The organism is Psychrobacter sp. UBA3068, from assembly GCF_002366815.1.
GTDB lineage: Bacteria > Pseudomonadota > Gammaproteobacteria > Pseudomonadales > Moraxellaceae > Psychrobacter > Psychrobacter namhaensis.
The window spans coordinates 14486-38828 of the sequence record NZ_DFBY01000049.1 but is presented as its reverse complement, the minus strand read 5'-3'; the positions used below and the strand labels follow the sequence as shown (position 1 = coordinate 38828).

19 protein-coding genes are annotated in these 24343 nt (G+C 45.0%); 9 read left to right on the top strand and 10 right to left on the bottom strand.

The window, feature by feature from the left end; all coding sequences use genetic code 11:
• The first annotated feature begins 32 nt into the window (after positions 1–32).
• The 4 genes from B2P60_RS11915 to pdxH all read left to right on the top strand — a co-directional run bounded on the left by B2P60_RS11915 (position 33) and on the right by pdxH (position 6057).
• A complete protein-coding gene (locus B2P60_RS11915; RefSeq protein ID WP_193006971.1) occupies positions 33–1973 on the top strand; it encodes a mechanosensitive ion channel family protein in 1941 nt (646 codons plus the stop codon).
• 339 nt (positions 1974–2312) lie between these two features.
• Positions 2313–3785, top strand: coding sequence for an IMP dehydrogenase (gene guaB / locus B2P60_RS11910; protein ID WP_230708376.1), 1473 nt, complete (start codon positions 2313–2315; stop codon positions 3783–3785).
• 197 nt (positions 3786–3982) lie between these two features.
• Positions 3983–5353, top strand: coding sequence for a phosphoglucosamine mutase (gene glmM, locus B2P60_RS11905; RefSeq protein ID WP_193006969.1), 1371 nt, complete (start codon positions 3983–3985; stop codon positions 5351–5353).
• Between the two features lie 44 nt (positions 5354–5397).
• Positions 5398–6057, top strand: coding sequence for a pyridoxamine 5'-phosphate oxidase (gene pdxH, locus B2P60_RS11900; protein ID WP_193007016.1), 660 nt, complete (start codon positions 5398–5400; stop codon positions 6055–6057).
• A gap of 76 nt (positions 6058–6133) precedes the next feature.
• Here the strand turns inward: pdxH and B2P60_RS11895 are convergent, their stop codons facing one another.
• The 7 genes from B2P60_RS11895 to B2P60_RS11865 all read right to left on the bottom strand — a co-directional run bounded on the left by B2P60_RS11895 (position 6134) and on the right by B2P60_RS11865 (position 14451).
• Positions 6134–7429, bottom strand: coding sequence for an HlyD family secretion protein (locus B2P60_RS11895; RefSeq protein WP_193006968.1), 1296 nt, complete (start codon positions 7427–7429; stop codon positions 6134–6136).
• A gap of 90 nt (positions 7430–7519) precedes the next feature.
• Complete coding sequence (locus tag B2P60_RS11890) at positions 7520–9208, bottom strand: MFS transporter (protein ID WP_414706675.1); 1689 nt, start codon at positions 9206–9208, stop codon at positions 7520–7522.
• A gap of 417 nt (positions 9209–9625) precedes the next feature.
• The gene (locus tag B2P60_RS11885) at positions 9626–10255 is read right to left on the bottom strand and encodes a glutathione S-transferase family protein (protein WP_286741554.1); all 630 of its coding nucleotides are present in this window, start codon (positions 10253–10255) and stop codon (positions 9626–9628) included.
• Between the two features lie 47 nt (positions 10256–10302).
• The gene (locus tag B2P60_RS11880; protein ID WP_286741553.1) at positions 10303–10980 is read right to left on the bottom strand and encodes a type 1 glutamine amidotransferase domain-containing protein; all 678 of its coding nucleotides are present in this window, start codon (positions 10978–10980) and stop codon (positions 10303–10305) included.
• 255 nt (positions 10981–11235) lie between these two features.
• Positions 11236–12285 carry an NADP-dependent oxidoreductase gene (locus B2P60_RS11875; RefSeq protein ID WP_286741552.1) on the bottom strand — a complete coding sequence of 350 codons (1050 nt, stop codon included), beginning with the start codon at positions 12283–12285 and terminating at the stop codon, positions 11236–11238.
• A 124-nt stretch (positions 12286–12409) separates the two neighbouring features.
• A complete protein-coding gene (locus tag B2P60_RS11870; RefSeq protein WP_286741551.1) occupies positions 12410–13621 on the bottom strand; it encodes an iron-containing alcohol dehydrogenase in 1212 nt (403 codons plus the stop codon).
• Positions 13622–13839: 218 nt separating this feature from the next.
• Positions 13840–14451, bottom strand: a complete 612-nt coding sequence (locus tag B2P60_RS11865) for a TetR/AcrR family transcriptional regulator (RefSeq protein ID WP_404672063.1) — start codon at positions 14449–14451, stop codon at positions 13840–13842.
• A gap of 399 nt (positions 14452–14850) precedes the next feature.
• On the opposite strand from B2P60_RS11865, the gene B2P60_RS11860 reads away from it, so the two are divergent.
• Positions 14851–16341 (top strand): aldehyde dehydrogenase family protein, encoded by a 1491-nt coding sequence (locus B2P60_RS11860; protein WP_230708372.1) that lies wholly within the window; start codon positions 14851–14853, stop codon positions 16339–16341.
• Positions 16342–16434: 93 nt separating this feature from the next.
• On the opposite strand, the gene B2P60_RS11855 is transcribed toward B2P60_RS11860, so the two are convergent.
• Positions 16435–16665 carry a hypothetical protein gene (locus B2P60_RS11855; RefSeq protein ID WP_193006961.1) on the bottom strand — a complete coding sequence of 77 codons (231 nt, stop codon included), beginning with the start codon at positions 16663–16665 and terminating at the stop codon, positions 16435–16437.
• Positions 16666–16842: 177 nt separating this feature from the next.
• Between B2P60_RS11855 and B2P60_RS11850 the strand changes: the two genes are divergently transcribed.
• Both B2P60_RS11850 and B2P60_RS11845 read left to right on the top strand, forming a co-directional pair.
• The gene (locus B2P60_RS11850; protein WP_286741548.1) at positions 16843–18096 is read left to right on the top strand and encodes an NnrS family protein; all 1254 of its coding nucleotides are present in this window, start codon (positions 16843–16845) and stop codon (positions 18094–18096) included.
• A gap of 152 nt (positions 18097–18248) precedes the next feature.
• On the top strand, positions 18249–18758 hold the full coding sequence (locus tag B2P60_RS11845) for an Rrf2 family transcriptional regulator (protein ID WP_286741547.1): 510 nt from the start codon (positions 18249–18251) through the stop codon (positions 18756–18758).
• A 94-nt stretch (positions 18759–18852) separates the two neighbouring features.
• Here the strand turns inward: B2P60_RS11845 and B2P60_RS11840 are convergent, their stop codons facing one another.
• Positions 18853–19605, bottom strand: a complete 753-nt coding sequence (locus tag B2P60_RS11840) for a hypothetical protein (protein WP_286741545.1) — start codon at positions 19603–19605, stop codon at positions 18853–18855.
• A gap of 129 nt (positions 19606–19734) precedes the next feature.
• A complete protein-coding gene (locus B2P60_RS11835; RefSeq protein ID WP_286741543.1) occupies positions 19735–20481 on the bottom strand; it encodes a hypothetical protein in 747 nt (248 codons plus the stop codon).
• A 655-nt stretch (positions 20482–21136) separates the two neighbouring features.
• Between B2P60_RS11835 and B2P60_RS11830 the strand changes: the two genes are divergently transcribed.
• Together B2P60_RS11830 and B2P60_RS11825 are read left to right on the top strand one after the other, a co-directional pair.
• Entirely contained in the window at positions 21137–22315 is a 1179-nt protein-coding gene (locus B2P60_RS11830) for an MFS transporter (RefSeq protein WP_193007014.1), read from the top strand.
• A 253-nt stretch (positions 22316–22568) separates the two neighbouring features.
• Positions 22569–24239, top strand: a complete 1671-nt coding sequence (locus B2P60_RS11825; RefSeq protein ID WP_286741541.1) for a fatty acid--CoA ligase — start codon at positions 22569–22571, stop codon at positions 24237–24239.
• Positions 24240–24343: the final 104 nt, after the last annotated feature.

Sequence of the window (24343 nt, the reverse complement as noted above, 5' to 3'; positions counted from 1 at the left end):
AACCTCCTTTAAAACTAGTGGTTTTTAAAAATATGAATACTCTCAAAAATGGCGCTGTTGGAGATCAGGTTGTGGCAAGTGGTTTTGAATGCGACCACTACCGAAGTCCAGAGCGTTTTACGCTGTGCTGGAATCTCCTGCCATTGCTACTAGGTTTATTCGTTATTGTCCTGAGTGTGGTTTGTGTCCCTGCCAATGCGGCAAGCAATTCCGATTCACTCACGGAGTACGCGACCCAAAAAGTCAATGATATTAAAGATGAAGGCGTGAGCGTCTCTGGTGTCGCAGAAGAGATGTTCGATCCTACCGAGCGAAACGCTGTCGAACAAGCGGGTACCTTACAAGGTGATGCTGGGTTGACGGGGGAGTTTCACGAGGGTTACTACTTATTAGACAAGCTCAATGTAGGCTTGCCACCCTTGTCTGAGCCACCGAATCTCACCACACCGCTTGCCACTTTAGAGTTTTTTCAGTCAGCGGTGATGAAGCAGCAATACGGCTTGGCAGCTCATGCGCTGAATATGAATCTGATTGATAAGGAGAATCAACGCACTCGTGCCCTTGAGTTGACGAAACATCTTGATTTTTTACTGTCTGAAAAAAAACTTTATGTGTTTGATGAGCTGCCAGATCGTCCTGATGGTTTGATTGAGCCGCCACTGGGTAACAACAGTAGCGTAATGGGGACGGCCAGACGCTCTATTCAACTTGGTTACATGGATTATCGTGAGCGCCGTGTGCCTATTTATTTGCAGCGGGTACGGGTTGGGAACAACGCGCCTATTTGGGTGTTTTCTGCTCAGACCGTTGGCAATATCGACAATCTTTATGAGCAGTATCATCCAGCAGAGTTTGAGCGTTATTTGCCTGTGTGGCTAAAACTTAAGTTTTTTGGTATCGCTTTGTGGGAGTTTTTGGCGCTCCTCTCATTTTTCTTCGTTACGATGGGGATTGGTTGGCTGTTGAGTAAGGTGACGGGGAAGCTGATCAATCGTTATGTCGATGACGAAAAATATAGGACGTATGTTGGTAGTAGCAATGGTCTGGTAGATTTGGTCAGTAAGCTAACCGTGCCTTTGACGTTCACCATCAGTTTTTTGCTGGTTTTTACTTTGGTCTCAGGTGGATTTCCTTATTTAGATGCCGTTGCCTCATCAACTCGCCCGCTGATTTGGATTGGTTTGGTGTTTAGTACTATGTGGCTGGGCATTCGTATCATCAACTTCTTTGCCAACCGCTATCAAAATATGCAGATTGAAAATCTGTCTGAAGAACATTTTGACAAGGAGCGCCGACGCCGCACATACGTATCGATTTTTCGACGTGTTTTTATTTTTGTCATGATCCTCGGTAGTATCTGGATTGGGCTAAGTGAATTTACCAACATGGAAGGCCTTGGCAAGACGTTATTGACCTCGGCGGGTATTGCAGGTGTGGTCATCGGTATCGCCGCGCAGCCAATATTGGGTAACATCATCGCAGGCTTGCAGGTGGCGGTGACCCAGCCTGTGCGCATTGGTGATACCGTCATGATGGAGGGTGATTGGACGACGATTGAGGATTTGCGTTATACCTACGCTGTGCTAAAAACGTGGGATGAGCGTCGATTGATTGTGCCGATGCGCCGACTGATTACCGAAATTGTAGAAAATTGGTCACACACAGAGGTGCATCAAACTTGTGTGGTCTACTTGTACGTTGACTATGGCGCAGATATTGAGGCCATTCGAGACAAGTTTACTGAGGTGGTTAAGGAAAATGACTTATGGGATGGTACAACTGATCCTGAGATGGTCACAGTGTCACTAAGCGAAAATACCATTAAACTGCGTGGTAGCGTGGCATCTGATGGGCCTATGAGTGCTTTTTACTTAGAGTGTCAAGTACGTGAGAAGATGCTTAATTATCTGTACCATGAACAGAAAGCTTACTTACCAGCCGAACGTTTCATATTAAAGGACAAAAATGAGTAAGCAGTCACTCAGTGTTATTAGGTAGGTGCCAGTAAAATACTCTGATAAATATAGCATGCGATTCGTCTGCTTATTTGTTATAATATGGCGTTATTTTTAAGGGATAAATGAGCGATTAAGTGTAAGGCGATGCCACATAGGCGTGTCCTTACCACTGATAAATCAATAGCAATTTTCGAGTGTGGTATTTAGCTGGCTCATTGCTGATTATTTAAAGCGCTGTGATTGTCAGTCTTTATCAAAAAAGATTTGAGGATCATACAGTTATATCGGTGATCTTAGTTGATTGTCTTAATGCAAAAATCCCACCCATCAAAATAACCACCACTAGGGGTCTGTATGTTGCGAATTGTCGATGAAGCCTTAACCTTTGATGACGTTTTATTGTTGCCCGCCTATTCAGAAGTCTTGCCAAAAACTGCGGATCTGTCTACCCGTTTGACCAAAAACATCACCCTTAATCTACCGCTAATTTCTGCGGCAATGGATACAGTGACTGAGTCTGAAATGGCCATCACCATGGCGCAACTAGGCGGCATGGGTATCTTACATAAGAGTATGGATATCGAAAAGCAAGCCACCCAAGTACGCCGCGTCAAAAAGTTTGAAGCGGGTACGGTTGTCGATCCGATCACTGTACATCCAGAGATGACGATTGGTCACTTACTACAGTTGACGCAAGACAATAATATCTCAGGTGTTCCTGTGGTCGAAAGAGGGACTGATAACGTCGTGGGTATTGTGACTCACAGAGATTGGCGCTTTGAAACCAACCTGTCACTGCCAGTCAGTCAAATCATGACGCCAAAAGATCAGTTGGTCACGGTACATGAAGGTGAGAGTAACGAAAATATCAAAAGACTGCTGCATGAGCACCGGATTGAAAAAGTGATCGTCATTGATGACCACTTCCGTTTACGTGGTTTGATCACAGTGAATGACTTTGCCAAAGCTGAAAACAATCCAAACGCTTGTAAAGATGAGCAAGGTCGCCTTCGTGTTGGCGCAGCCGTCGGTACTGGTGCAGATACGCAAGCGCGCGTTGAAGCGTTAATTGCCGCTGATGTCGATGTTATCGTTGTAGATACTGCCCACGGTCATTCAAAAGGCGTGATTGATAAGGTGTCTTGGATTAAGAAGCATTACCCCCATGTGCAAGTGATCGGTGGCAACATCGCAACTGGCGATGCGGCTAAGGCGTTACGTGATGCTGGTGCTGATGCTGTAAAAGTTGGTATCGGTCCAGGCTCTATCTGTACGACTCGTATCATTGCAGGTATTGGTGTACCACAAATCTCAGCCATCGATAATGTTGCCAGTGCCCTGCAAGACAGCATTCCGTTGATTGCTGATGGTGGTATTCGCTATTCAGGTGATATGGCAAAAGCCATTGCTGCGGGCGCGTCGTGCATTATGGTAGGCTCGTTAATGGCAGGCACTGAAGAGGCGCCAGGCGAAGTTGAACTGTTCCAAGGTCGTTACTACAAAGCGTATCGCGGGATGGGCAGCCTTGGGGCAATGTCAGGCTCTAATGGTTCATCAGACCGTTATTTCCAAGATGCCAAAGATGGCGTGGAAAAATTAGTACCAGAAGGTATTGAAGGTCGAGTTCCTTATAAAGGCCCAGTTGCTGGTATTGTGAATCAGTTGGTTGGCGGTCTGCGTTCATCAATGGGCTATACTGGCTCTGCAACCATCGAAGATATGCGTACCAACCCGCAGTTCATCAAAGTGACGTCAGCCGGTATGAAAGAGTCGCATGTTCATGATGTACAAATCACTAAAGAAGCGCCGAACTATCGAGTGAATTAAAAACCATGTCCTAGTCTTGTATCATAGCAACAACCGCTGAATTGCAGGGCTGTAATGACTTTAAGATACAAACAGCCAACAATGCTTTGTTATTGTTGGCTGTTTTTTTTGTAAAATACAAAAACAGATTATTATAATGATAGTATCGCCTGCGTACACGTTTGGCTTTTCACTTTTAGACTTGAGGAACATAGATAATGAGCTACTTTGGCACCGATGGTATTCGCGGAAAATTTGGTGAGTTGCCGATTACACCTGATTTCATTTTAAAATTGGGCTATGTGACGGGACAGGTGTTAATAGAGAGTAGTGGCAATCCTGCGCGCAAGCCAAGTGTGGTCATCGGTAAAGACACGCGCTTGTCGGGTTATGTGATCGAAGGCGCGCTACAAGCGGGATTCAATGCGGCTGGTGTCGATGTTCATATGCTCGGTCCCCTACCAACGCCGGCTATTGCACACTTAACCCGTAGTTTTAATGCGGATGCTGGCGTGGTTATCTCAGCGTCACACAATCCTTATTATGATAATGGCATTAAGCTGTTTTCAGCTGACGGTAAAAAGCTGTCTGATGAGATGCAAAACTCCATCAATGACAAGTTAAAAGCCATCATGACCGCCTCTGAGGCGGATAATGACGTGATTATGCCTATTCTTGATCCAGCACAACTCGGTAAAAACAATCGAATCAATGATGCAAAAGGTCGCTATATCGAATTTTGTAAAGGCAGTTTTCCTTACCAGTATGATTTGAGCCATCTGACAGTCGTGGTGGATTGTGCCAATGGTGCAGGCTATAGCGTGGCCCCAAGAGTCATGCGTGAGCTTGGCGCCAATGTGATTGCCATTAATAACACGCCTGATGGTATTAATATCAATGCCGAGTGTGGTTCGACTCATCCTGAGGGTTTACAAAAAGCTGTACTCAAATACGAAGCAGACGTTGGTATTGCCTTAGATGGTGATGGTGATCGTATCGTGATGGTTGACGAAACTGGCAAGTTAATTGATGGTGATGGCATCTTATACTTGCTTGCTACCCAAGGCCAAACCAAGGCAGAAGGTGTGGTTGGCACACTTATGAGTAATATGGGCTTAGAGTTAGCACTAAAGGCGGCTGATATTGAGTTTACTCGCGCCAAAGTAGGTGATCGTTATGTGATGCATGAGCTTGAGGCCAACGGCTGGATACTAGGTGGCGAGCCTTCTGGGCATATTTTATGTCTAGATAAAAGCCGGACCGGTGATGCTATCATCGCAGGTTTACAGGTATTGTCCGTGATGCAGGCGCAAGGTCGCGCTCTTAGTGACCTTGTCGAAGGTTTTGAAGTGCTCCCGCAAAAGTTGGTCAATGTGCGTCTGTCGCAAATGCAAGATCCTTTTGAGCATGAAGCGCTGGTCACAGCTTTTGATAAAGCGCAAGCCACATTAGAAGGCCGTGGGCGCTTATTGATTCGGCAGTCAGGAACTGAGCCTGTGATTCGGGTCATGGTCGAGTCTGATGATGAAATAGAGTGTGATGTGTTGGCGAACGATTTAGCCGACCATATTAAAGCGGTATTAGGCTAACAGTGAGTCACATACCCACATTAAATGAAGGAACTACCATGAGCATGGATTTTACCGATCAACGTTTGTCATATGAAAAAGGTGTGCTGGATCAGCAGTCCGTACCAGAATCGCCATTTGAGCTTTTAAAGGCATGGATGAATGAGGCAATAGAGCAGAAGGTACAAGAACCTTACGCCATGAGTCTAGCAACCTGCAGTGTGGATCATACACCGAGTGTGCGCATTGTGTTATTGCGTGAAATCACTGATACGGGTATTGTTTTTTATACCAATTATGAAAGTGCAAAAGGGCATGATATTGCCGAAAATCCCAATGCAGAAGCGCTGTTTTTTTGGCATGAGCTGGAGCGTCAAATTCGTATCAGTGGCAAGGTTACTAAAATAGACGCTGATAAGTCTGCCGCTTATTTCCAAAAACGTCCCCATGACAGCCAAGTGGGGGCGTGGGTGAGTCAACCGCAAAGCGGGGAAGTGGCCAATCGTGAAGTCATGCAACAAACGTTTGAAGAATTACAAGCAGAGTATCCAGAGAATACGCCAGTCCCAACCCCTACATTTTGGGGTGGCTATGAGGTCACAATTGAAAAAATAGAATTTTGGCAAGGCCGTGCCAATCGTATGCACGACCGTATTGTTTATACACAAGACAGCAATAATAGTGAGAGCGTAGTAAATTGGGCAACCAAACGCCTGCTACCATAACGGTTAGAGGGTTTTAAAGACAGATAACAGTCACTGTAAATACCTGTGTAACTGGATTTGCAGTGGCTTTTTTATGCTAATTTTTTGCTGTCGCATTGGTGTCGACGGCAGCTGAAACTGACATACCGGGACGCAACCGGGCAAGCCCAGGCTGATCTGGGTCTAAGTCGATTCGTACCGGAATACGTTGAGCTATTTTTATATAGTTACCTGTCGCAGGATTGGCTGCGCCTGCACTAAACTCACTGCCGGTTGCTGGTGAGATATTACTGACATGGCCACTGAACGCCGCACCGCCAAGCGCATCTACATGAATGGTGGCCGGTTCACCAACTGCCATGTTTGCTATCTGAGTTTCTTTAAAATTTGCAATAATCCAGACGCCTTTTGGTACGATATACATCAGTTGGGTACCGGCGTTAACGTATTGGCCCTCTTTGACACTTACTTGGCTCAATTGGCCCGATTCAGGTGCTGTGATGATGGTATTGGCTACGTTAATCTGTGCTTGCTTCACACCTGCTTGAGCACTTTTGATATTTGCATCCAAAGAAGAGCGGTTGCCACTGGTTTTTTCGCGGTTTTCACGAGCAGCTTGTAAATTGGCTTCCGCCTGTTGCACGCTCGCTTGTGCCTGAGCGAGTTGTGCCTTGGTGTGAGCGACTTCTGCTTTTGATACGGCACCGATGGCATCTAAACCTTGGTAGCGCTCCACGTCTGCGCGCGCACTGTCCACACTGATTTTAGCGCTGTATAAATCCGCTTCTCGTGCTTCGATTTGCGCTTGGCTGGTTTGTGTGTCTTGCGCGTTACTGGAGCGGTTGGTAACCGCAACCTCTGTATTGGCTTGCGCTTGCTCAAGCTGTTGCTGGAAGGTCCGATCGTCTATTTTTATCAGTAGATCACCTGCTTTGACACTAGCAAAGTCTTGCACGGCGACTTCGGTCACGTAACCCGACACTTGCGGGCTAATAATAGTCGTTTGACCTTTAACAAAGGCATTATCCGTTTGCTGTACCGTGGGGGTAAAAGGAGGTAATTTCCATGCGTATAAAATCAGCGCCACCCCAATGACAATCAACAAAATCAACAGTCCTAAATTTAAATAAGATTTTTTCTTAGGCGACCAACCCGTCGTATCCGCGATTGGTTCTTTTGGGGGCATCGGCGGCTCATGGCTGTCTACAGAGCGCTCTACAGGTGAGGAGGTTGGAGGCTCAGAAGCTGTGTCTAACTCTGGTGTGTCTGGTCTATTTTGCGTAGCGTTTACAGCAGTAACCGATGGGTTGGTATCGGATTCTGTGTCTTTAGCGGGAGCACCAGCTGACGTCTGAGGTGTTTTGTTAAGCTCACTGGATTTTTCTTGGCTCATGACGCGTTCCTAAATTTTGAATATACAGATACTAAAAGTATTTTAATGGCTACTTAAATGGCGCGAATGTTGTCAGATCAATGAACCCGATTACTTCGATTCACGCATTTTTGCAATAATCGCCAGTTCTTTGGCAAGTGGGTTACGCTTATGATAGCGATTATAAAAATAATTTATCAACAAAATTACCGTAACGCCGGTGGCAACACTGGCCATAAGGACGAATAAGTCGCTATATGCCGCGACAGTTGCTTGACGCTGAACGCCTTGCAACACTTGCCCCATCGCAGTCACGTTTGCTTGTGCTGTGTCTGTGGTTTGACTGGATAATGTCAGGCGAGCACCTGATACTTGGGCACTGAATGCCGGATTACCTAAATTGAGTGAGCTGACCATATCTGCATAGTGCACTTGCGTACGAATCGTAGTAAAGGCTTGGATGGCAGCTGCGCCTGCTAGCCCGCCAACCGTCTGCGAGATCCCAAAAATCACTGAAAAACTAATAATATATGCAGGACCGTTGGCAATAGCGCGAAACATGCCCTCAAAAACCATTGGGCCCATAAAGTAAACAGCAGCAAAAGCAATGAGGAATTGGCTGAGATAAAACGTGGTAGGGGCTGAATTTACAGAGACGCCTGTATCCAACCAAGCACCGATGGCAATCAGTGCCACTGAAAAAATCACGGGTCGGCGCAAATCCATGGCATTGGTGCTAAAAATACTGGTGATCAGTGCCAGCACACTGGCGGCTAAGATAATGGCATAAAAGTTTATCAGTTGATCATTAGCATAACCAAGATTGGCAAGTAGGCCGGCCGCGCCGACATTTTGTTCAGAGAGCAAGATACGCATGACAGCGCCTGTGACCGTAAAAGCGATGATATTGCGGCTACGCATCCAGCGGACTTGTAACATCGGATTTTTGCGGTGTGTCTCAATCCATAAAGCGATGCCAATCGCGGCGATGGCAATGATTAGTGGATAGCTCAGCCAAGGTGTCGTCCACCATACAATCCTACCTTGTACCAAAAACACAGCCAGCGCGGCAAGCCCACCTGCAAAAAAAGCAAAGCTTAGAAAATCAAGTTTTTCAAACACTTTTTCCGTATTGCCTGGTGGTAGCTCCAAAAGGTTGATCAGTCCAAAGCAGATGAGCACCAAACCAAACTCAAATAAAAATAGATTTTCTAGCTGACCATCGACAGCCAAGTAGGGTGAGATGATCCGTGATAGGGGGATGCCAAACTGTACTAAGCCAAATCCTAAAATCAAACCACTGATGCGTTTGGCGGCGGGCATGCCTTGCAAACAATAGAAAATCGCGAGTACGGTCATGGCGCTAGCCACCATGCCACTCAATCCTCTAGCAATGATCTCTAAATAGTAAGGATCAATTCTGATACCGGTGGTATTTAACAGATGGCTACTGACCAGCCACTGTAAACTGGTGGCAACTAACAGAAAAAACAGCGTGATTTTACTAAAGAGTGACATGCCAAATTGCTGGCGAATTTTGTATAGCAGCACCGTAATACAAGCGTTGGTCATATTGTAGGCGACGGAGATCCAACCGCCTTCTAACGGCGTTAGGCCAAGTTCTCCTTGGATTTGAGTCAGATTGGCGACCAAGAGACCATTTTGGAAGCTGGCGGTGATGCCAATAAAAATACCAATCAGTAAATAAAATACTTTACGGCGTGCAGGGTGGTCAGGGTTGGCAGGGGAACCCACCATAAACGGTTGTTCATGGGGTTTAAATTGGTATTCATGACTCATGAGCGTACGATAATAGTTTTTGTAGGAAGGTAGAGAGACATAAAAAATATTCCAGACGAAAATAGAGCCAGTTGGACTGGTACTCATTGAGCTTAGTGCGATTGAACACCGATAAAACTAAAAAAACGATCTAAGAAAAGCGTGGAAAATTTTATCATAATTATCTTTTGGCTTTTGTCACATACACGTAATTTGTGGCTGAACTCGAAGCTTGATGGTCTTGTCATGACTTGGGGTAAGTGCGAATGGCACCGTTACGGGTAGACTGTCAGATTAAATAAAGTTTTTAAACACATTTTTAGTCTGCCAACACAGAAGGTAACCCAGGGATCAAGCAAACAGAAAAAACAGCTCTTTTCAGAGCTGTTTTTTCTACACTAAATAATTGCTCGGTCATTGAAAAACAATGCCAAAATGTCAAATTGATTGATCGTGATTTGCTTCTAAACGCATGGTGCGCTGAAAACTATCGCGACTAGCCAGTTGTAACGCATACTGCTTAACATAAGGATAGTCCTCTAACGCACCGCGCTTGGCAAGCATAATTAAGTCAAACGACAACATAAAATCAGCGCCGCTTAGCTTGTGATCAACAATAAAGGACTTACCTGCAACCTCTGTGTTTAAATAGCTTAATAGCTTGTGTTTTTCCTGACAGATACAATCGTTCAAAGATTCATTGTCGTCCACACCCGCTTTTTTAGTAAATTGCTCAACTGATAAAGGTAACATCAGCGAGCTTTCAGCGAAATGCAGCCACTGTAAATAACGCCCATATGCCGCACTGTCTGTAGCAGGGCGTAAACGCTCTGATGCAAACCGTTCGATCAATAGCTCAGTGATCGCACCTGACTCAGCATAAAGCTGGCCATCCATTTCGATAACTGGAGACTTACCGAGTGGATGTACTGCTTTTAGAGAATCTGGTGCTAAATGGGTCTTGGCGTCACGTTGATGGCTGACGATCTCATAAGGCACGCCTAGCTCTTCTAAAAGCCATAAAACACGTAACGATCGTGATTGGTTAAGATGATGTAAGCGAATCATGATACTAACCTTTTGGTGTGGACGGCTCTATGAATCTTTGAAACACATTAACCGTTAAGCTTGGTTATCAAACGTTTAGCCGCTTCTTCTGATGACGCTGGGTTTTGACCGGTAATGAGCAAGCCATCTTCTACGACAAATGATTCCCAATCAGCAGCTTTTTCATAATTACCGCCATTGGCTTTTAGGGCATCTTCTACTAAGAACGGCACAACGTCGGTAAGACCAACGGCTTCTTCCTCTGAATTGGTAAAGCCAGTCACTGTCTTTCCTTTGACCAAATACTCCCCATCAATTTTGACATTTTTGAGAACAGCAGGAGAGTGACAAACAAAGGCCACAGGCTTGTCTTGCTTGACAAAAGTCTCGATCAGGTTGATAGAGTTCTTATCCACTGCCAAATCCCATAGTGGGCCATGACCACCCGGATAAAAGACCGAATCAAAGTCTTCCGCTTTCATATCAGCAAGCTTTTTGGTATGGGCCAAATGCTCCTGAGCTTCTTTATCGTCTTTAAAGCGCTTCGTGTCTTTGGTTTGCGTGTCTTCAGTATCGCTACTAGGGTCTAGAGGTGGCTGACCACCAGCAGGGGAGGCAAGGGTTACATTGACGCCAGAATCCAGAAAAGCGTAGTAAGGGGCGGCAAACTCTTCTAACCAAAAACCCGTTTTTTTACCCGTATCACCTAAACGATCGTGAGAAGTTAGTACCATTAAAATATTCATAATTATCCTTATTTGTTATTGGGTTCAATCAACATAACTCATTAACAGTCACGCTCATTGCTTAAGTCATCAATGAAACGCATTAACATAAGCCCATGAAAACGGTATCGGTATGAGTGCTGACTGTTCATGGTTAATCACATTCGTATATTAGTATTCGTGTTGCGATAGTAATTTTCAGTAGTAGTATTAGCGATTTATGTTGTTAAGTGGTTATTGACTACGCTTCAGTTGTTTTTCACCAACCGATCTTGATTAATGAATATCAGCGATTTTCACCACTGTCTTACCAAAGTTGTCGCCATTGAGCATACGAACAAAGGCATCAGGCGCGTTATCTAAGCCTTCAGCTATATATTCTTTGGTTTTGACCTCACCGGTCTCAACCCACTTACTCATGGTTTTTAGGAATTCAGGGAAGTGATCGCCATACTCTTCAAAAATGATAAATCCTTTGATGGTCAATCGCTGGCTTAAAACAAGACCCGTCAACACACTCAAACGATCTTTACCGTCAGGCAGCTCAGTCGCATTGTACTGTGCGACAAGACCACAGACTGGGATACGAGCATGCGCATTCAAGAGGGGCATGACAGCATCAAATACCTTGCCGCCCACATTTTCGTAGTAGATGTCGATACCATCTGGGCAAGCCGCTTTTAGCTGCTCGGCAAAGTCATCGGCTTTATGATCGATGCAAGCGTCAAAGCCAAGCTCATTAACCGCAAAGTCGCATTTTTCTTTGCCCCCTGCGACACCCACAGTACGTAAGCCATACTGATTACCGACTTGTCCGACGGTAGCACCGACTGGACCGGTAGCAGCCGCGACGACCAAGGTTTCGCCTTTTTTTGGCTTACCAATATCGGTTAACCCCATGTATCCAGTAAAGCCTGGCATACCTAATACACCCAGACCATAAGAGGGGTTGGCCATCTCTTTATCAAGCTTTAGGACGCCTTCGCCATCACTGACACTATAGTCCTGCCAGCCTGAGTTTGAGACGACTAAGTCGCCCACGGCAAATTTATCAATATTGGACTCAACGACTTGGGCCACCGTACCGCCCATCATGACATCACCTACTTCTAATGGTTCTGCATAGCTCTTCGCCGCACTCATACGCCCGCGCATGTATGGATCTAACGATAAATACACTGTCCGCAGGAGCATCTGGTTGTCGTTCGGCGTTGGGATGTCACTGGTGATCATGTCAAAATTTTCTGCTTTTGGCTCACCTGTTGGGCGGCTGGCAAGTTTGATTTGACGGTTTATTTTTTGATTTTGTTGTTTATCAAAACTCATAGTAAGATTCCTTTTTAGTTATTGGTTTTTAGGTTTTTATTTTGAATGGCGTAGTTACTCTGTGTAGAGTAACTACTATAAATAGCATAACGATATGTAGTGTTTATTACGCAGATGTTACGGCTTAAGACGCTTTGCTGTTAACGGCACGTTGCAGGATACGGCGTGATACGGTTAAGTCATTGTTACCGTGTTCACCCAGTTTCACCATTTTGTGGGCGTCAAGTTGCTTAATAACGGGATCTATCGCAGCTTCGGTGAGATCCGCATCTGCTAAGCTGACGGGCAAGCCAAGGTCACGAAAGAAGTTTTCGGTATAAACAATGGCCGTCTCGATAGTAGCATCGTCGTCTTGCTCCGTATCGGTCAGGTTCCAAACGTTTCTTGCATACTGCAGCAGCTTTTCTTTTTTACTGGCTTTAAGCTCACGCATCACTGACGGTAGTAAGATGGTCAATGTGCGCGCATGATCGATACTATGAAGCGACGTCAGCTCATGACCAATCATATGTGTCGTCCAGTCTTGTGGTACGCCTGTACCGATCAGACCATTGAGAGCCATCGTCGCTGTCCACATAATGTTCTTACGTGTCTCTAAGTTTTCTGGATCTTGTGCAACCGCTTGGCCTTCGTCAATGAGGATTTTGAGTAAGCTTTCAGCAAAAGCGTCTTGTACTTTTGCATTGACAGGATAGGTGAGGTATTGCTCCATGACATGAACAAAAGCATCCGCCACCCCATTCATTACTTGACGTTCAGGTAGGGTTAACGTTTTGACTGGGTCTAAAATCGAGAACTTAGGGAAGGCAAGTGGGTTGCCAAATGGCAGTTTTGCTTGGCGTTCACTATAGTTGATGACACCACCTGAGTTCATCTCAGAACCAGTAGCAGGAATGGTCAGAACAGCACCCAAATCGACAGCCGAGTCGAGATTTTTACAATAACCGGTCAGGGCGTCCCAGGCTTGCTCACGTGAGACAGTCCCATCCGCTTCGGTCAGTGAAGATACCAGTGCGACAAACTTACTGCCGTCAATGACTGAGCCACCGCCGACTGCCAATATAAAGTCAATATTGTGCTCATTGACCATGTCAGCTGCTTTTAAGAGGGTAGTAAATTCTGGATTGGCTTCGATACCACCAAACTCAAATACGGTGCGTGTACCGCTTGCTGCTAGGGCTTCTTTTACTTCATCTAGCGTACCTGTGCGCTGTGCTGAACCGCCACCATAAGTAATAAGCACGCGTGCCTCAGTAGGCACCAATTCTGATAATTGGGTGATTTGGCCTTCGCCAAAGACGATACGGACAGGATTGTAATATTGGAAATTGTTCATAGTATTCCTAAATGGTAGATCATTAATAAATGTATAGATTGTAAACGTATGGGTTGCAAAGATGTCGGACGCATGATGTTAAACCGCTCGCTTTTGCACGGAGGGCATTGTACATTAAATAGACCAGTCGTCTAGTTATTTTTACAAAACTCTCTTATAACTTGCTTAGTCTCGTTTATAAGTGAGTTTGCATCAATAGTGGTGTTGCATTTAGGAGGCTAGCGCCCCAACTGTGACGTGGTCATTTGCCATACTTCTGCCAATGGTGTGTTGGTTTGACTGATTTTGGCGATTAAGCTGGCACCAAGCCACGCAAAGTACCAACGTTTGGCTATGCTTTCAGCAGAGATGTTGTCAGGCTGCGGTACTGAGTTGTCCGTCCAGCCTGCTTTGATGTGATCAGCAAGCCAAGTGATGGTTTGTTGATAACCCGCGTTTAGGGTGATACGCATGGGTTCCGACATATCTGCCACCTCAGCGCTAAGCTTAACGACTAAGCATTTATCATAATCACAGCCATTTTGCTGAGTGTCATACCAGTTCTGAAAATAGTCATAAAGCTTTTGCTGAGCGCTGACATCTCGCTGAGCGATGGTGTTTAGACGTGCCTTGTAGTTGGCAAAATAGTTGCTAATAAGGGCTTCGCCAAAGGCTTCCTTGGAGGCAAAGTAATGGTAAAAAGAACCTTTAGGGACGCCTGCTGTGTCTAGTATCTGCTTGATACCGACAGCAGTAAAGCCTTTTTTGGCGATCAGTTGATAGCCTGTTTCTAGCAAATGAGTTTTGGTATCTAGTGGAATTTTGGTTGCGTTAGCAGACATAGTAGTCATGTTCTCCTAGAGTTTTTGCAAGTTTTTTGAATAGCGTATGGGGTAGCATATTGATAAATGTCATGAACGGCCACTTATTATACGTTTTATGATTGTTCTTATATTTTTTATTCAAGCTTTTGGCACTTATTGTCGATGGCTGTGTGACGACGTTACGTTTTTTCTACAATATGGCATGAGGAAATATTCTCATTGTAAGATCATCTATGTTAGCATTAGACCAGTCGTCTAGCAAGTTTTGGTTTGCTACACGTGATGAAGAGTAGTAAGTTAGGTAATGAAAAAGATAAATAATCAAATAGGCCTAATGACACCAATTATTATTTTCTCTCTTAATTTGCTAGCTGTATAGCTTTACTTAAAATTGCAATGACCCTCATAAAATAACTAAGGATAATTATGTCAACCAATAACAATAGTACAATAACCAATGCGTACAGTGATTTTCATCTCCAGTACATTGCCGGTAAGTGGCAGGCTGGCCAAGATGATCGCGTCAACAGTGACAGCAACCCTTATAGTGGTGATACCCTTGTAGACATTCAGCAAGCCACGGATAAGCAGCTGAATGAAGCCTATCAAGCGGCAAGCGCTGCCCAAACAGAATGGGCACAACAAACCCCAGCTGAGCGTGCTGCTGTGATGTATAACGTCGTCAATATTTTAGATAAGCGTCAAGAGGAAATCGTCGATTGGCTTGTCAAAGAGTCGGGCAGCACTCGTATCAAAGCGATGGTGGAATTCGGCAGTGCGCGGGCGATTACCCTTGAGGCGGCAACTTTTCCGAACCGTGTGCATGGTGAGATTCGCCCGTCTAATACGCCCGGCAAAGAAAACTTTGTTTACCGTGAGCCAATTGGCGTGGTAGCCGTTATTAGTCCATGGAATTTCCCACTGCATCTGACGCAGCGTTCTATTGCGCCAGCGTTAGCGCTTGGTAATGCTGTGGTGTTAAAGCCTGCGAGTGACACGCCTATTACGGGCGGTTTATTGCTCGCAAAAATATTTGAAGAAGCGGGTCTGCCAAAAGGACTGCTAAATGTGGTGGTTGGGGCGGGCAGAGAGATTGGTGATGCCATCGTGACTCATGATATCCCGAGTTTGGTGTCGTTCACCGGTTCAACCTCAGTGGGCAAACGTATTGGCGAGTTGGCCAATGGCGGCGATTATATAAAACAAGTGGCGCTTGAGTTGGGTGGTAATAGCCCATTTGTCGTTTTGAAGGATGCTGATATCGAACAAGCGGTTAAGGCGGCAGCTTTTGGTAAGTTCTTGCACCAAGGTCAAATCTGTATCGCTATCAACCGTATTATCGTGGAAGATGAGATTTATGATGATTTTGTAGAGCGCTTTGTGGCTCATGTTAAGACACTAAACGTCGGTGATCCCAGTAAAAAAGAAACAGCAGTTGGCCCCATCATTAACACAAAACAGGTTGAGTCGCTTAAAGAAAAGATTGCCAAAGCCCAAGAAAAAGGGGCTAACATGGTATTGAGCGGTGATATTAAAGGTCAAGTCGTACCACCGCACATCTTTACCGAAGTGACGCGCGATATGGATTTATCACGTAATGAAGTATTTGGGCCACTGGTCGGTATCATCCGTGCTAAAAATGAAGACGAAGCGCTATCGATAGCCAATGATTCAATGTATGGTCTCTCTAGTGCGGTCTTTACGGCAGACATGCAAAAAGGTCTACGCTTTGCTCGCGGTATCAGAGCGGGTATGACCCACATTAATGACATCTCGGTGAATGACGAAAGCAATGTGCCATTTGGTGGTGAGAAAAACTCAGGTATTGGCCGTTTCAATGGGGAATGGGTACTCGAGGAATTTACCAGAACGCATTGGATATCCATGCAGAATACGCCGCGTGACTATCCGTTCTAAACGTTTTAAATCAAGCTTCTACTAAAAAGACTGCTCTTGTGGCAGTCTTTTTATTGGGTACATGTCAATAATGCCAGTTGCTGCGATGATTTCCTACCTAGCATGAAACCCTAATAAACCCTCAATTTCTTCCATCGTCATCCGCCTGACGAGTGCTTGCTCCTCTACTGACAAACGATTGGTATGTTCTTTTATCATTGTATGGATGCTACGAGCGATTTCGGAGGTCGTGGCGTAATACATTTGCGGTTGTTCTTTGGTCAGAGTCATCAAAAATCGATTGATGATTTGACGCTTTTCGTCTGATGCGTTTTGTTCAGTCATATAGTTCTCCTAAAGATAATCCATTTAAGCAGTCAGGCCCATGAGAGTCAATGAGTGTCATGAAAATGATGATAAATACGGTAGGATTGATACAGGTGGTCATTGTATGTTTTATAACATTCATTTAAAATGAATCTATAAGATGGATTTTACTCATATGTTCATAAGAAGGCCACTATGCACTCTATTGATTTGCCCAGCAAACCGCCAACCTCTCCGCATCCTATTCTTAATCTGAGCTTTCGTATATTTTTTAGTGCCGCCGCGTTGTTTGCGGTGGTTACGATGGTGCTATGGGCTTTTGTTTTTACTGGTCATACGGCCATCAACGCCCAAGTATTAAACCCGCTCTACTGGCACGGTCATGAGATGATTTATGGTTATGCACTAGCAGTAGTTGCCGGATTTTTGCTGACAGCGGTAAAGACGTGGACAGGGGTTATGATGCCCTATGGTTATAAGTTACTGGGTATCTTTAGTTGTTGGTTGTTGGCGCGTCTGAGCTGGTTGGCTTTTGGGCTGGGGATGACAATTGCGGGCAGTAGTGTATCGTGGTTATATGTTGGCGCAGTGTTTGATTTGTTGTTTATCGGTCTGATGGCGTTTTCGGTTTGCCGAGCAGTGCTACAAGTAAAGCAATATAAGCAACTGGGTATTTTGGCAAAGCTCGTGCTGCTCACCGTGGGTAATGGTCTGTGCTATTGGGGCATTGTCAAGGCAGACATGAGTATGACCAAAATTGGGATATACGTGGGTTTTTATTTAATTATTGGGTTGGTGCTAACCATTGGTAGGCGCGTGGTGCCGTTCTTTATTGAGCGTGGACTTAGCGGGATTAATACTGACGGCGAAAAACAAACCGTGACTTTACGTAATAGTAAGGCGCAAGATATCGCAAGTCTACTGTTCTTTTTAGCATTTTTTATTGTGGATTTATTTTACCCCAATAAGTACTTGCTTACCCTCACAGCGCTTGGGGTCGCAGTGGTCAATACGGTCCGTTTAGTCGGTTGGTATCATCATGGTATTTGGCAAAAGCCACTGCTTTGGTCGTTATATGTCGCGTTTTTGGGAATGTGTCTGAGTTTTTTGTTGTACGCGTTGCAGCCGTGGTTAGGATATAATCACAACATTGCTATGCATGGGCTAGCTATTACCAGCATTGGCATGATCACGGTCGCAATGATGACACGGGTATCCCTTGGGCATACTGGACGTAGCATCCATCAGCCGCCCAAAATGGTAAAATATATGTATGGTCTGATGGTGCTGGTATTTATCAGTCGGGTACTGTTGCCGCTGGCTGATATGAGCCATTACTTATTATGGATTATGGTCGCTCAAAGTGCGTGGATTGCCTGCTTCGTACTATTTTGCATCAGCTACCTACCGATGCTGGCACGTCCTAGACCTGATGGGTTGTTTGGGTAGATCAGGTTGAGTATCTATCCTACCATCCCGAGCACACAGATAACGTTGTTGGTTGACACCTTAAATTTTTGGAAGAAGTGTAACATTTTAGGACTAAAAATTAGGCAGAGACGGTGATTTTAAGACAGTGACATTAAAAGGAGCGCAAATGAATGCGATTGACCAATTATAGCGATTATGCACTGCGCTCATTGATTTACTTAGCAGTGAGACCGGAGCCACCATTATTGGCAAACATCAGCGATATTGCGAATAGCTATGGTATCTCTAAAAGCCATTTAACCAAAATTATTCATCAATTGGGACAGCTGGGGTATATAGAAAGTGTGCGTGGTAAAAATGGTGGGATACGATTGGCGCGCGCGCCTAAAGACATCAATTTGGGCGTATTGATCAAACAGATAGAGCCTGACTTTGACTTGGTAGAGTGTTTTGCGACCCCCATAAGCAGCGATGATAGGCACCCTCGTTCGACTGGACTACCCATTACCCTTATCGATGAAACCGTAGGGCGCTCGCCAGGCTGCGTCATTAGCCCAGTGTGTCAACTTAAAAGCGTGTTTTTTGAGGCATTAACCGCCTTTATTAACGTTTTGGAGCGCTATACATTGGCGGATGTCATTAATAATGAAGAGGAGTTGGCGATGTTGTTATTTCGATAGCGTCATCATCGATAATGGCACAGCCAGTGCAAACAGTAGGGCTACCGAGATGGTAGCCCTGTTTTTTTTATACATTTTCGAACTATATGGTTGATTAAGCGTTTTCTAGCTTTGGCCGAGCTTTATCAATTGCTTTTAACAGCGCTTTTTCAAATTCACCTTCGTTAAAGGTAACCAAATAAGAATGGGCGGCGCAAAAATTGCGAACCTCGCGCCATTCGTGCGCAAGATTGCTTGCCCAGTCGCAATACTGCTTACCCGCATTTGGCTCATTTTTTAGTGCTTTTTTGGTGGTAGGATGTAGTATCAGTTCAGGGAGTACCGCTTCTAGCAATTTCATCGGCGGACTCATAAAGGTGTCATCCACATGTAAGCTTTTGCTAGCAGGGTGATAGGCCAATAAGGAGCCAGCATGAATCATCTCGTTAGGCGAGATATAGTAAATGCCTTGTGACATCGAAAACTGCAGCTCAGAATAGCGCTTAGCGACCGCTTCACTTTCGACCAAATCCTCAGCCCAATTCACTTCTGGAACTTGCTGATGATGGCGACTACTGCCATAAAATATGGCTTGCGGGAAATCCTCTGCCATCTGTGCACAGTGTACGGTATGAAAGGGATGGACATTGAGCACTGCCTCAACCTCTTGTCCATTATTGGTCAGTGCCATCACCTCATCGCGAACCTCATCCGTTAGAGCGTAACTGTCTAGAAAGATAAAGCGCCCTGAGTCTAGCTTTACCAGTGAGCATTGTGTGCCAATATTTAGAACACCGCCTAGGCGAAATGAGCCGCGTATATTCCAAAATCCGTTGCCTAAATCGTGTATTTTATCTGAATCTGACATTCATCTTTCTCCTTATTTTTTAATAATAGTTTAAACATATTTTTAAAACCATCACTCAAAGTGTGAGTGGTTTTGAAATTTAATGGTTCCATTAGCGTCTGGTTTTACTTAAATCATCGCATTCACAACTTATAACGATTGCAGCTCAGATCGAGCGGCTGCAACGGCAGACAACAGCGCTGCTTCAAATTCCCCTTTGCCAAACTCAACCAAACCGGAGTGGGCACCGCAAAAATAGTGTGTGTCACGCCATTGGTGAGCCAGTGCTGTGGCCCAAGCGCAATATTGCTCACCTGCATTTTTCGCATCTTTAAGGGCTTGTTTGGTCGTTGGGTGCAGGCCTAAAGTAGGTTGGACGGCATTAAATAGCTTAGAAGGCGGTATCTCAAACGTGTCATCGACGTAGATACTCTGGCTGGCAGGGTGATAGACCAGTAAAGAGCCTGCGTGGATATTTTCATCGGGCGAGATGTAGTAAATGCCCTTAGGCAGAGAAAATTCAAGTTCAGTATAGCGCGCCGCGACAGTGGCGCTTTCGACCAAATCCTTTGCCCAATGTACTTCTGGCACTTGCTGATGGTGGCGACGACTGCCATAAAAAATCGCTTGCGGGAAATCTTTTGCCATTTGAGCACAGTGAACGGTGTGAAAAGGATGGACGTTTAATACGGCTTCGACATCTTTACCATCGTTGGTCAAACCCATTACTTGTTCGCGCACATCCCCTGTCAATTTGTAGCTGTCTAAGAAAATAAATCGTCCTGAGGCCAGTTTTATCAAAGCCGATTGTACACCTATATCAAGCACGCCATTTTTGATAAACGAGCCCCGTATACTCCAAAACCCTTTGCCTAAATCATGAATCTCATCATCCATAGATTTCTTCCTTAATAGTTATAATTTTTGCATTCTTGGATTATTTAGCTATAGGCAGTTTAAAATAAAATCGATACATCAATAGCTACAGGCGACTGTTATAAATTTTCCTTGCTTGCTGCTAACACAGAGGCTGCGCAAAATTCATTCCAGTCGCTTTATACCCCTTTGTAAATGAATCGACTATATTAGTATGGCCTATTAATGTGTGGCACTTAATGAGTATGGTTTTTTGAGGCGGAAAAGTCTGTAATAAAAAAGAGAGAAGCAATGTAGATGTGTAAAAATACAAAAGAGTTGTTAGGGAAATGTCACTAATCTCTATGCAAGAGGGTGAGAGAACGTTATTCATAACAGCCGTACGGGTACAGAGAGGGCGAAAGAAAAGCAACACACGGAAACCTGTGTTTACTATGTGATGTGATAATATAAAGTACTCAGCGTTCTATCGCGCGTTTTGGCTCTATTTTGACGCTCAGCCCAGTTATCATTGTTCCATTTCTATCACCTAGCCTACCTAGCCTTCGCTAAAAAAGCTCCTAACACAGTCAGCACTATTTTGAATCATATAAATAAAAGCAGCAAAGGTCACACAAAAACAAATTCCAATAATCAAGATCCCAGCACAAAGACGCCCGCCAGTGCCGCTGGTCAGCTGCCGTTTTACTCACCTTCGTGGGTACTGAAATTGACGATTGGCTTGATTGGAATGTTTGCTTTTTTGCAGGTGTATTCTATTCAGGCAATTTTGCCCGTATTGATGTTGGATCTGTCAGCAAGCGAGGTGCAAGCAGGCATGGTGGTGGGTGCAACCGTGCTGGCGATTGCTATTATGTCACCGTTTTTGGGTATGTTATCCGATGCGGTCGGACGCAAATCGTTTATCGTCGGTGCTTTATTGTTTTTGGCCATACCTACTGCCTTGATTGCGCAAAGTCCAAGTATCGGATGGATGGGGATGTGGCGCTTTATGCAAGGACTATCGGTACCGGGTATTACCGTAGTGACAATTGCTTACATCGGTGAGGAGTTTGAGGGACGAGCGGTGACAGAGCTGATGTCGTTTTATGTGTCAGGGTCGGTGCTTGGTGGCTTTATGGGCCGATTTTTACTCGGGCATTTGCATGAGCTAATCGGCTGGCGCTCTGGTTATTATGTGATGGCGGCTATGACGCTCATAGGCGCACTCTGGGTCTTTAAGATGCTACCCTCATCGCGTCACTTTGTGGCCAATCCAAACTTTCGCTCAGCGATACAGACCCTAGGTGAGCATCTGACCAATCGCTATGTGGTGACTGCCTGTCTGCTTGGTGCCTGTGTTTTATTTTCATTAGTCGGCTGTTTTACTTTTATCAACCTGCATTTGGCTAAGGCGCCATATAATTTGAGTACAGGCGCGCTTGCCAATATCTTTGCGGTGTACTTGATAGGGGTTATTATTACGCCATTATCCACCACACTGCTACGTCGATTTGGGTCGGCGCGTACGGTTCGAGCCGCTGTCCTTATTTCTATCATTGGGGTACTGTTGACCTTGGTTATGCCATTATGGGGTGTGGTGATAGGGCTGGCTATCATGTCTACAGGGGTGTTTATTACGCAATCGGCAACCATCAGCTATATCGCGGTGAATGTTAAGAAAGGGCGCTCACTGGCGTCTGGATTATATTATATGGGTTATTATGCCGGAGGTACGTTAGGGGCGTGGCTGTGTGGCATAGTGTATGCACGGGGACAGTGGTCGCTTACGGTATGGTTGCTACTATTCGTACAGGTCTTGGCGTTGTTGATTGCCAGTTTTGGCATGGTGAAGACCAAATCACGCACTGCTTAATCTGCTTTTAAAAAGCAAGCGATAGGTTTGGTAGTACTCACTTGCCGCTTTACATATAAGCACTTTTTTTTTACTATCAATGAAAAGGCGATTGATTCTATTGTTAGCACCAGCAGTCCTCTGCTTGCAGAATAGGTAGAGGTTCGTAACAACACTGGCTCAGCAGTATGTGGCTATTGTCTTATGACAACCAGTTATCGTTAAGTACAACTACAAAGAACGCATCTATATGACCCACAAGGAAGTCAAACCTATGTCAAATACTTACCAAAGCGCCCCGTCTGCCTATGATTATCCATTATTGGTAAAGCAGTTATTAAACCGAGCCAAGACGGTATCGCAAGAGCAAGAAATTGTTTACGCTGACAAAAAGCGTTTTACTTATAAGGATCTGTTTAACCGTATTAATCGCTTAGCCAATGTCTTAGCAGATTTGAAGCTTGACGCTGGTGATGTGGTGGCCGTGATGGACTGGGATAGTCATCGTTATCTTGAGTCTTATTTTGCCGTGCCAATGTCAGAGTACATCTTGCAGACGGTTAATATTCGTCTGTCACCAGAAAAGATCCTTTATACCATCAATCATGCGAAGCCTAAAGTGTTGTTGCTCAACTCTGAGTTTGCGCCTTTGGTCAAAGATTATCAGTTTGAAAACTCTAGTATTGAGCATATTATTTGGCTAGATGACAATGGGGTGACGTTCGAAGGTGTCTTCGGCGGTAACCAAAACCGCGTAACGGGTGAGTATGAAGCGTTACTAGAAGCAGCTGAAAGTGAGTTTGACTTTCCAGAGTTTGATGAAAACACCATTGCAACCACCTTTTATACCTCAGGCACGACCGGCGATCCAAAAGGGGTGTTCTTTAGCCATCGCCAATTGGTATTACACAGCCTAACAGAAGCGGCTACCCTTGGTATGTTACCGAATAAACAAGGGGTCAGTTATGGTGATGTCTATATGCCAATGACGCCGATGTTTCATGTCCATGCATGGGGCTTTCCATTTACTGCCACGATGGTTGGTCTGAAACAAGTCTATCCCGGCCGTTATGCCCCCGACGCTTTGATGGATTTGATTATCAATGAAAAGGTGAGTATTACTCATTGTGTACCCACGATTTTGCAAATGGTACTCAAAGAAGCGCAAGATCGTGATGCCAGTTTTAATGGTCTCAAAATGATCATTGGTGGTTCAAGATTGACTGAAGGCTTGGCAAAAACGGCAATGGCTCAAGGCATCGAGGTTTATACGGGCTACGGTATGTCAGAGACGGCTCCACTTATCAGCTTAACAGAATTTAGCCTAAATGAGCCTGAGATGACAGAGGATGAAGACATTGCTCGCCGCTGTATGACCGGTAAGCCTGTGCTAATGGTTGACGCTCAGGTGTGGGGTGAGGGCAACCAACCAGTGGGCACAGGAGAAGACAATACGGGTGAGCTGGTATTGCGTGCCCCTTGGTTGACCCAAAGCTATTTGAAAAATGACGATGCAGGTAAGGAGCTATGGGAAAACGGTTACATGCACACCCAAGATATCGCCTATATACGTCCTGACGGGTATATTAGAATTACGGATCGTTTAAAAGACGTGATTAAATCTGGCGGTGAGTGGATTTCCTCATTAGAGATTGAAACGATTTTATCACTGCATCCAGCAGTGGCAGATGTGTCAGTGATTGGCGTTCGCGATAAGCAGTGGGGCGAGCGTCCACTAGCACTCATTGTCCTCAAGCCTGCTTGCTCAGACACCAGTGTTGATGATATTAAAGCCATTGCTGAAAAGGCAGTAGAGCGTGGTATGATTCCTAAATATGGCGTGCCCAGTCAGTTTAAGTTTGTCGATGATCTGCCAAAAACCTCGGTAGGCAAGCATGATAAAAAGGTCATGCGTGAGATGTATGCCAATCAGACCGAAGTGTAAGGGTAGTAGCTGATAAAATGTGTGCGTCAGTCAAAAGATTGGGCGGATGAACGCTTAATAGTTGACCTTTATGATTGGCTCTGCTACATTTTAAACCGATACAC

What these genes read in the sequence shown, in the direction of transcription:
- B2P60_RS11855 (WP_193006961.1), bottom strand. Translation starts at nt 16,665, where the DNA reads ATGACTGAACAAAACGCATCAGACGAAAAGCGTCAAATCATCAATCGA.
- glmM (WP_193006969.1), top strand. Translation starts at nt 3,983, where the DNA reads ATGAGCTACTTTGGCACCGATGGTATTCGCGGAAAATTTGGTGAGTTG.
- pdxH (WP_193007016.1), top strand. Translation starts at nt 5,398, where the DNA reads ATGGATTTTACCGATCAACGTTTGTCATATGAAAAAGGTGTGCTGGAT.
- B2P60_RS11885 (WP_286741554.1), bottom strand. Translation starts at nt 10,255, where the DNA reads ATGATTCGCTTACATCATCTTAACCAATCACGATCGTTACGTGTTTTA.
- B2P60_RS11850 (WP_286741548.1), top strand. Translation starts at nt 16,843, where the DNA reads ATGCACTCTATTGATTTGCCCAGCAAACCGCCAACCTCTCCGCATCCT.
- B2P60_RS11845 (WP_286741547.1), top strand. Translation starts at nt 18,249, where the DNA reads ATGCGATTGACCAATTATAGCGATTATGCACTGCGCTCATTGATTTAC.
- B2P60_RS11825 (WP_286741541.1), top strand. Translation starts at nt 22,569, where the DNA reads ATGTCAAATACTTACCAAAGCGCCCCGTCTGCCTATGATTATCCATTA.
- B2P60_RS11915 (WP_193006971.1), top strand. Translation starts at nt 33, where the DNA reads ATGAATACTCTCAAAAATGGCGCTGTTGGAGATCAGGTTGTGGCAAGT.
- guaB (WP_230708376.1), top strand. Translation starts at nt 2,313, where the DNA reads ATGTTGCGAATTGTCGATGAAGCCTTAACCTTTGATGACGTTTTATTG.
- B2P60_RS11895 (WP_193006968.1), bottom strand. Translation starts at nt 7,429, where the DNA reads ATGAGCCAAGAAAAATCCAGTGAGCTTAACAAAACACCTCAGACGTCA.
- B2P60_RS11860 (WP_230708372.1), top strand. Translation starts at nt 14,851, where the DNA reads ATGTCAACCAATAACAATAGTACAATAACCAATGCGTACAGTGATTTT.
- B2P60_RS11840 (WP_286741545.1), bottom strand. Translation starts at nt 19,605, where the DNA reads ATGTCAGATTCAGATAAAATACACGATTTAGGCAACGGATTTTGGAAT.
- B2P60_RS11835 (WP_286741543.1), bottom strand. Translation starts at nt 20,481, where the DNA reads ATGGATGATGAGATTCATGATTTAGGCAAAGGGTTTTGGAGTATACGG.
- B2P60_RS11870 (WP_286741551.1), bottom strand. Translation starts at nt 13,621, where the DNA reads ATGAACAATTTCCAATATTACAATCCTGTCCGTATCGTCTTTGGCGAA.
- B2P60_RS11865 (WP_404672063.1), bottom strand. Translation starts at nt 14,451, where the DNA reads ATGACTACTATGTCTGCTAACGCAACCAAAATTCCACTAGATACCAAA.
- B2P60_RS11880 (WP_286741553.1), bottom strand. Translation starts at nt 10,980, where the DNA reads ATGAATATTTTAATGGTACTAACTTCTCACGATCGTTTAGGTGATACG.
- B2P60_RS11875 (WP_286741552.1), bottom strand. Translation starts at nt 12,285, where the DNA reads ATGAGTTTTGATAAACAACAAAATCAAAAAATAAACCGTCAAATCAAA.
- B2P60_RS11890 (WP_414706675.1), bottom strand. Translation starts at nt 9,208, where the DNA reads ATGAGTCATGAATACCAATTTAAACCCCATGAACAACCGTTTATGGTG.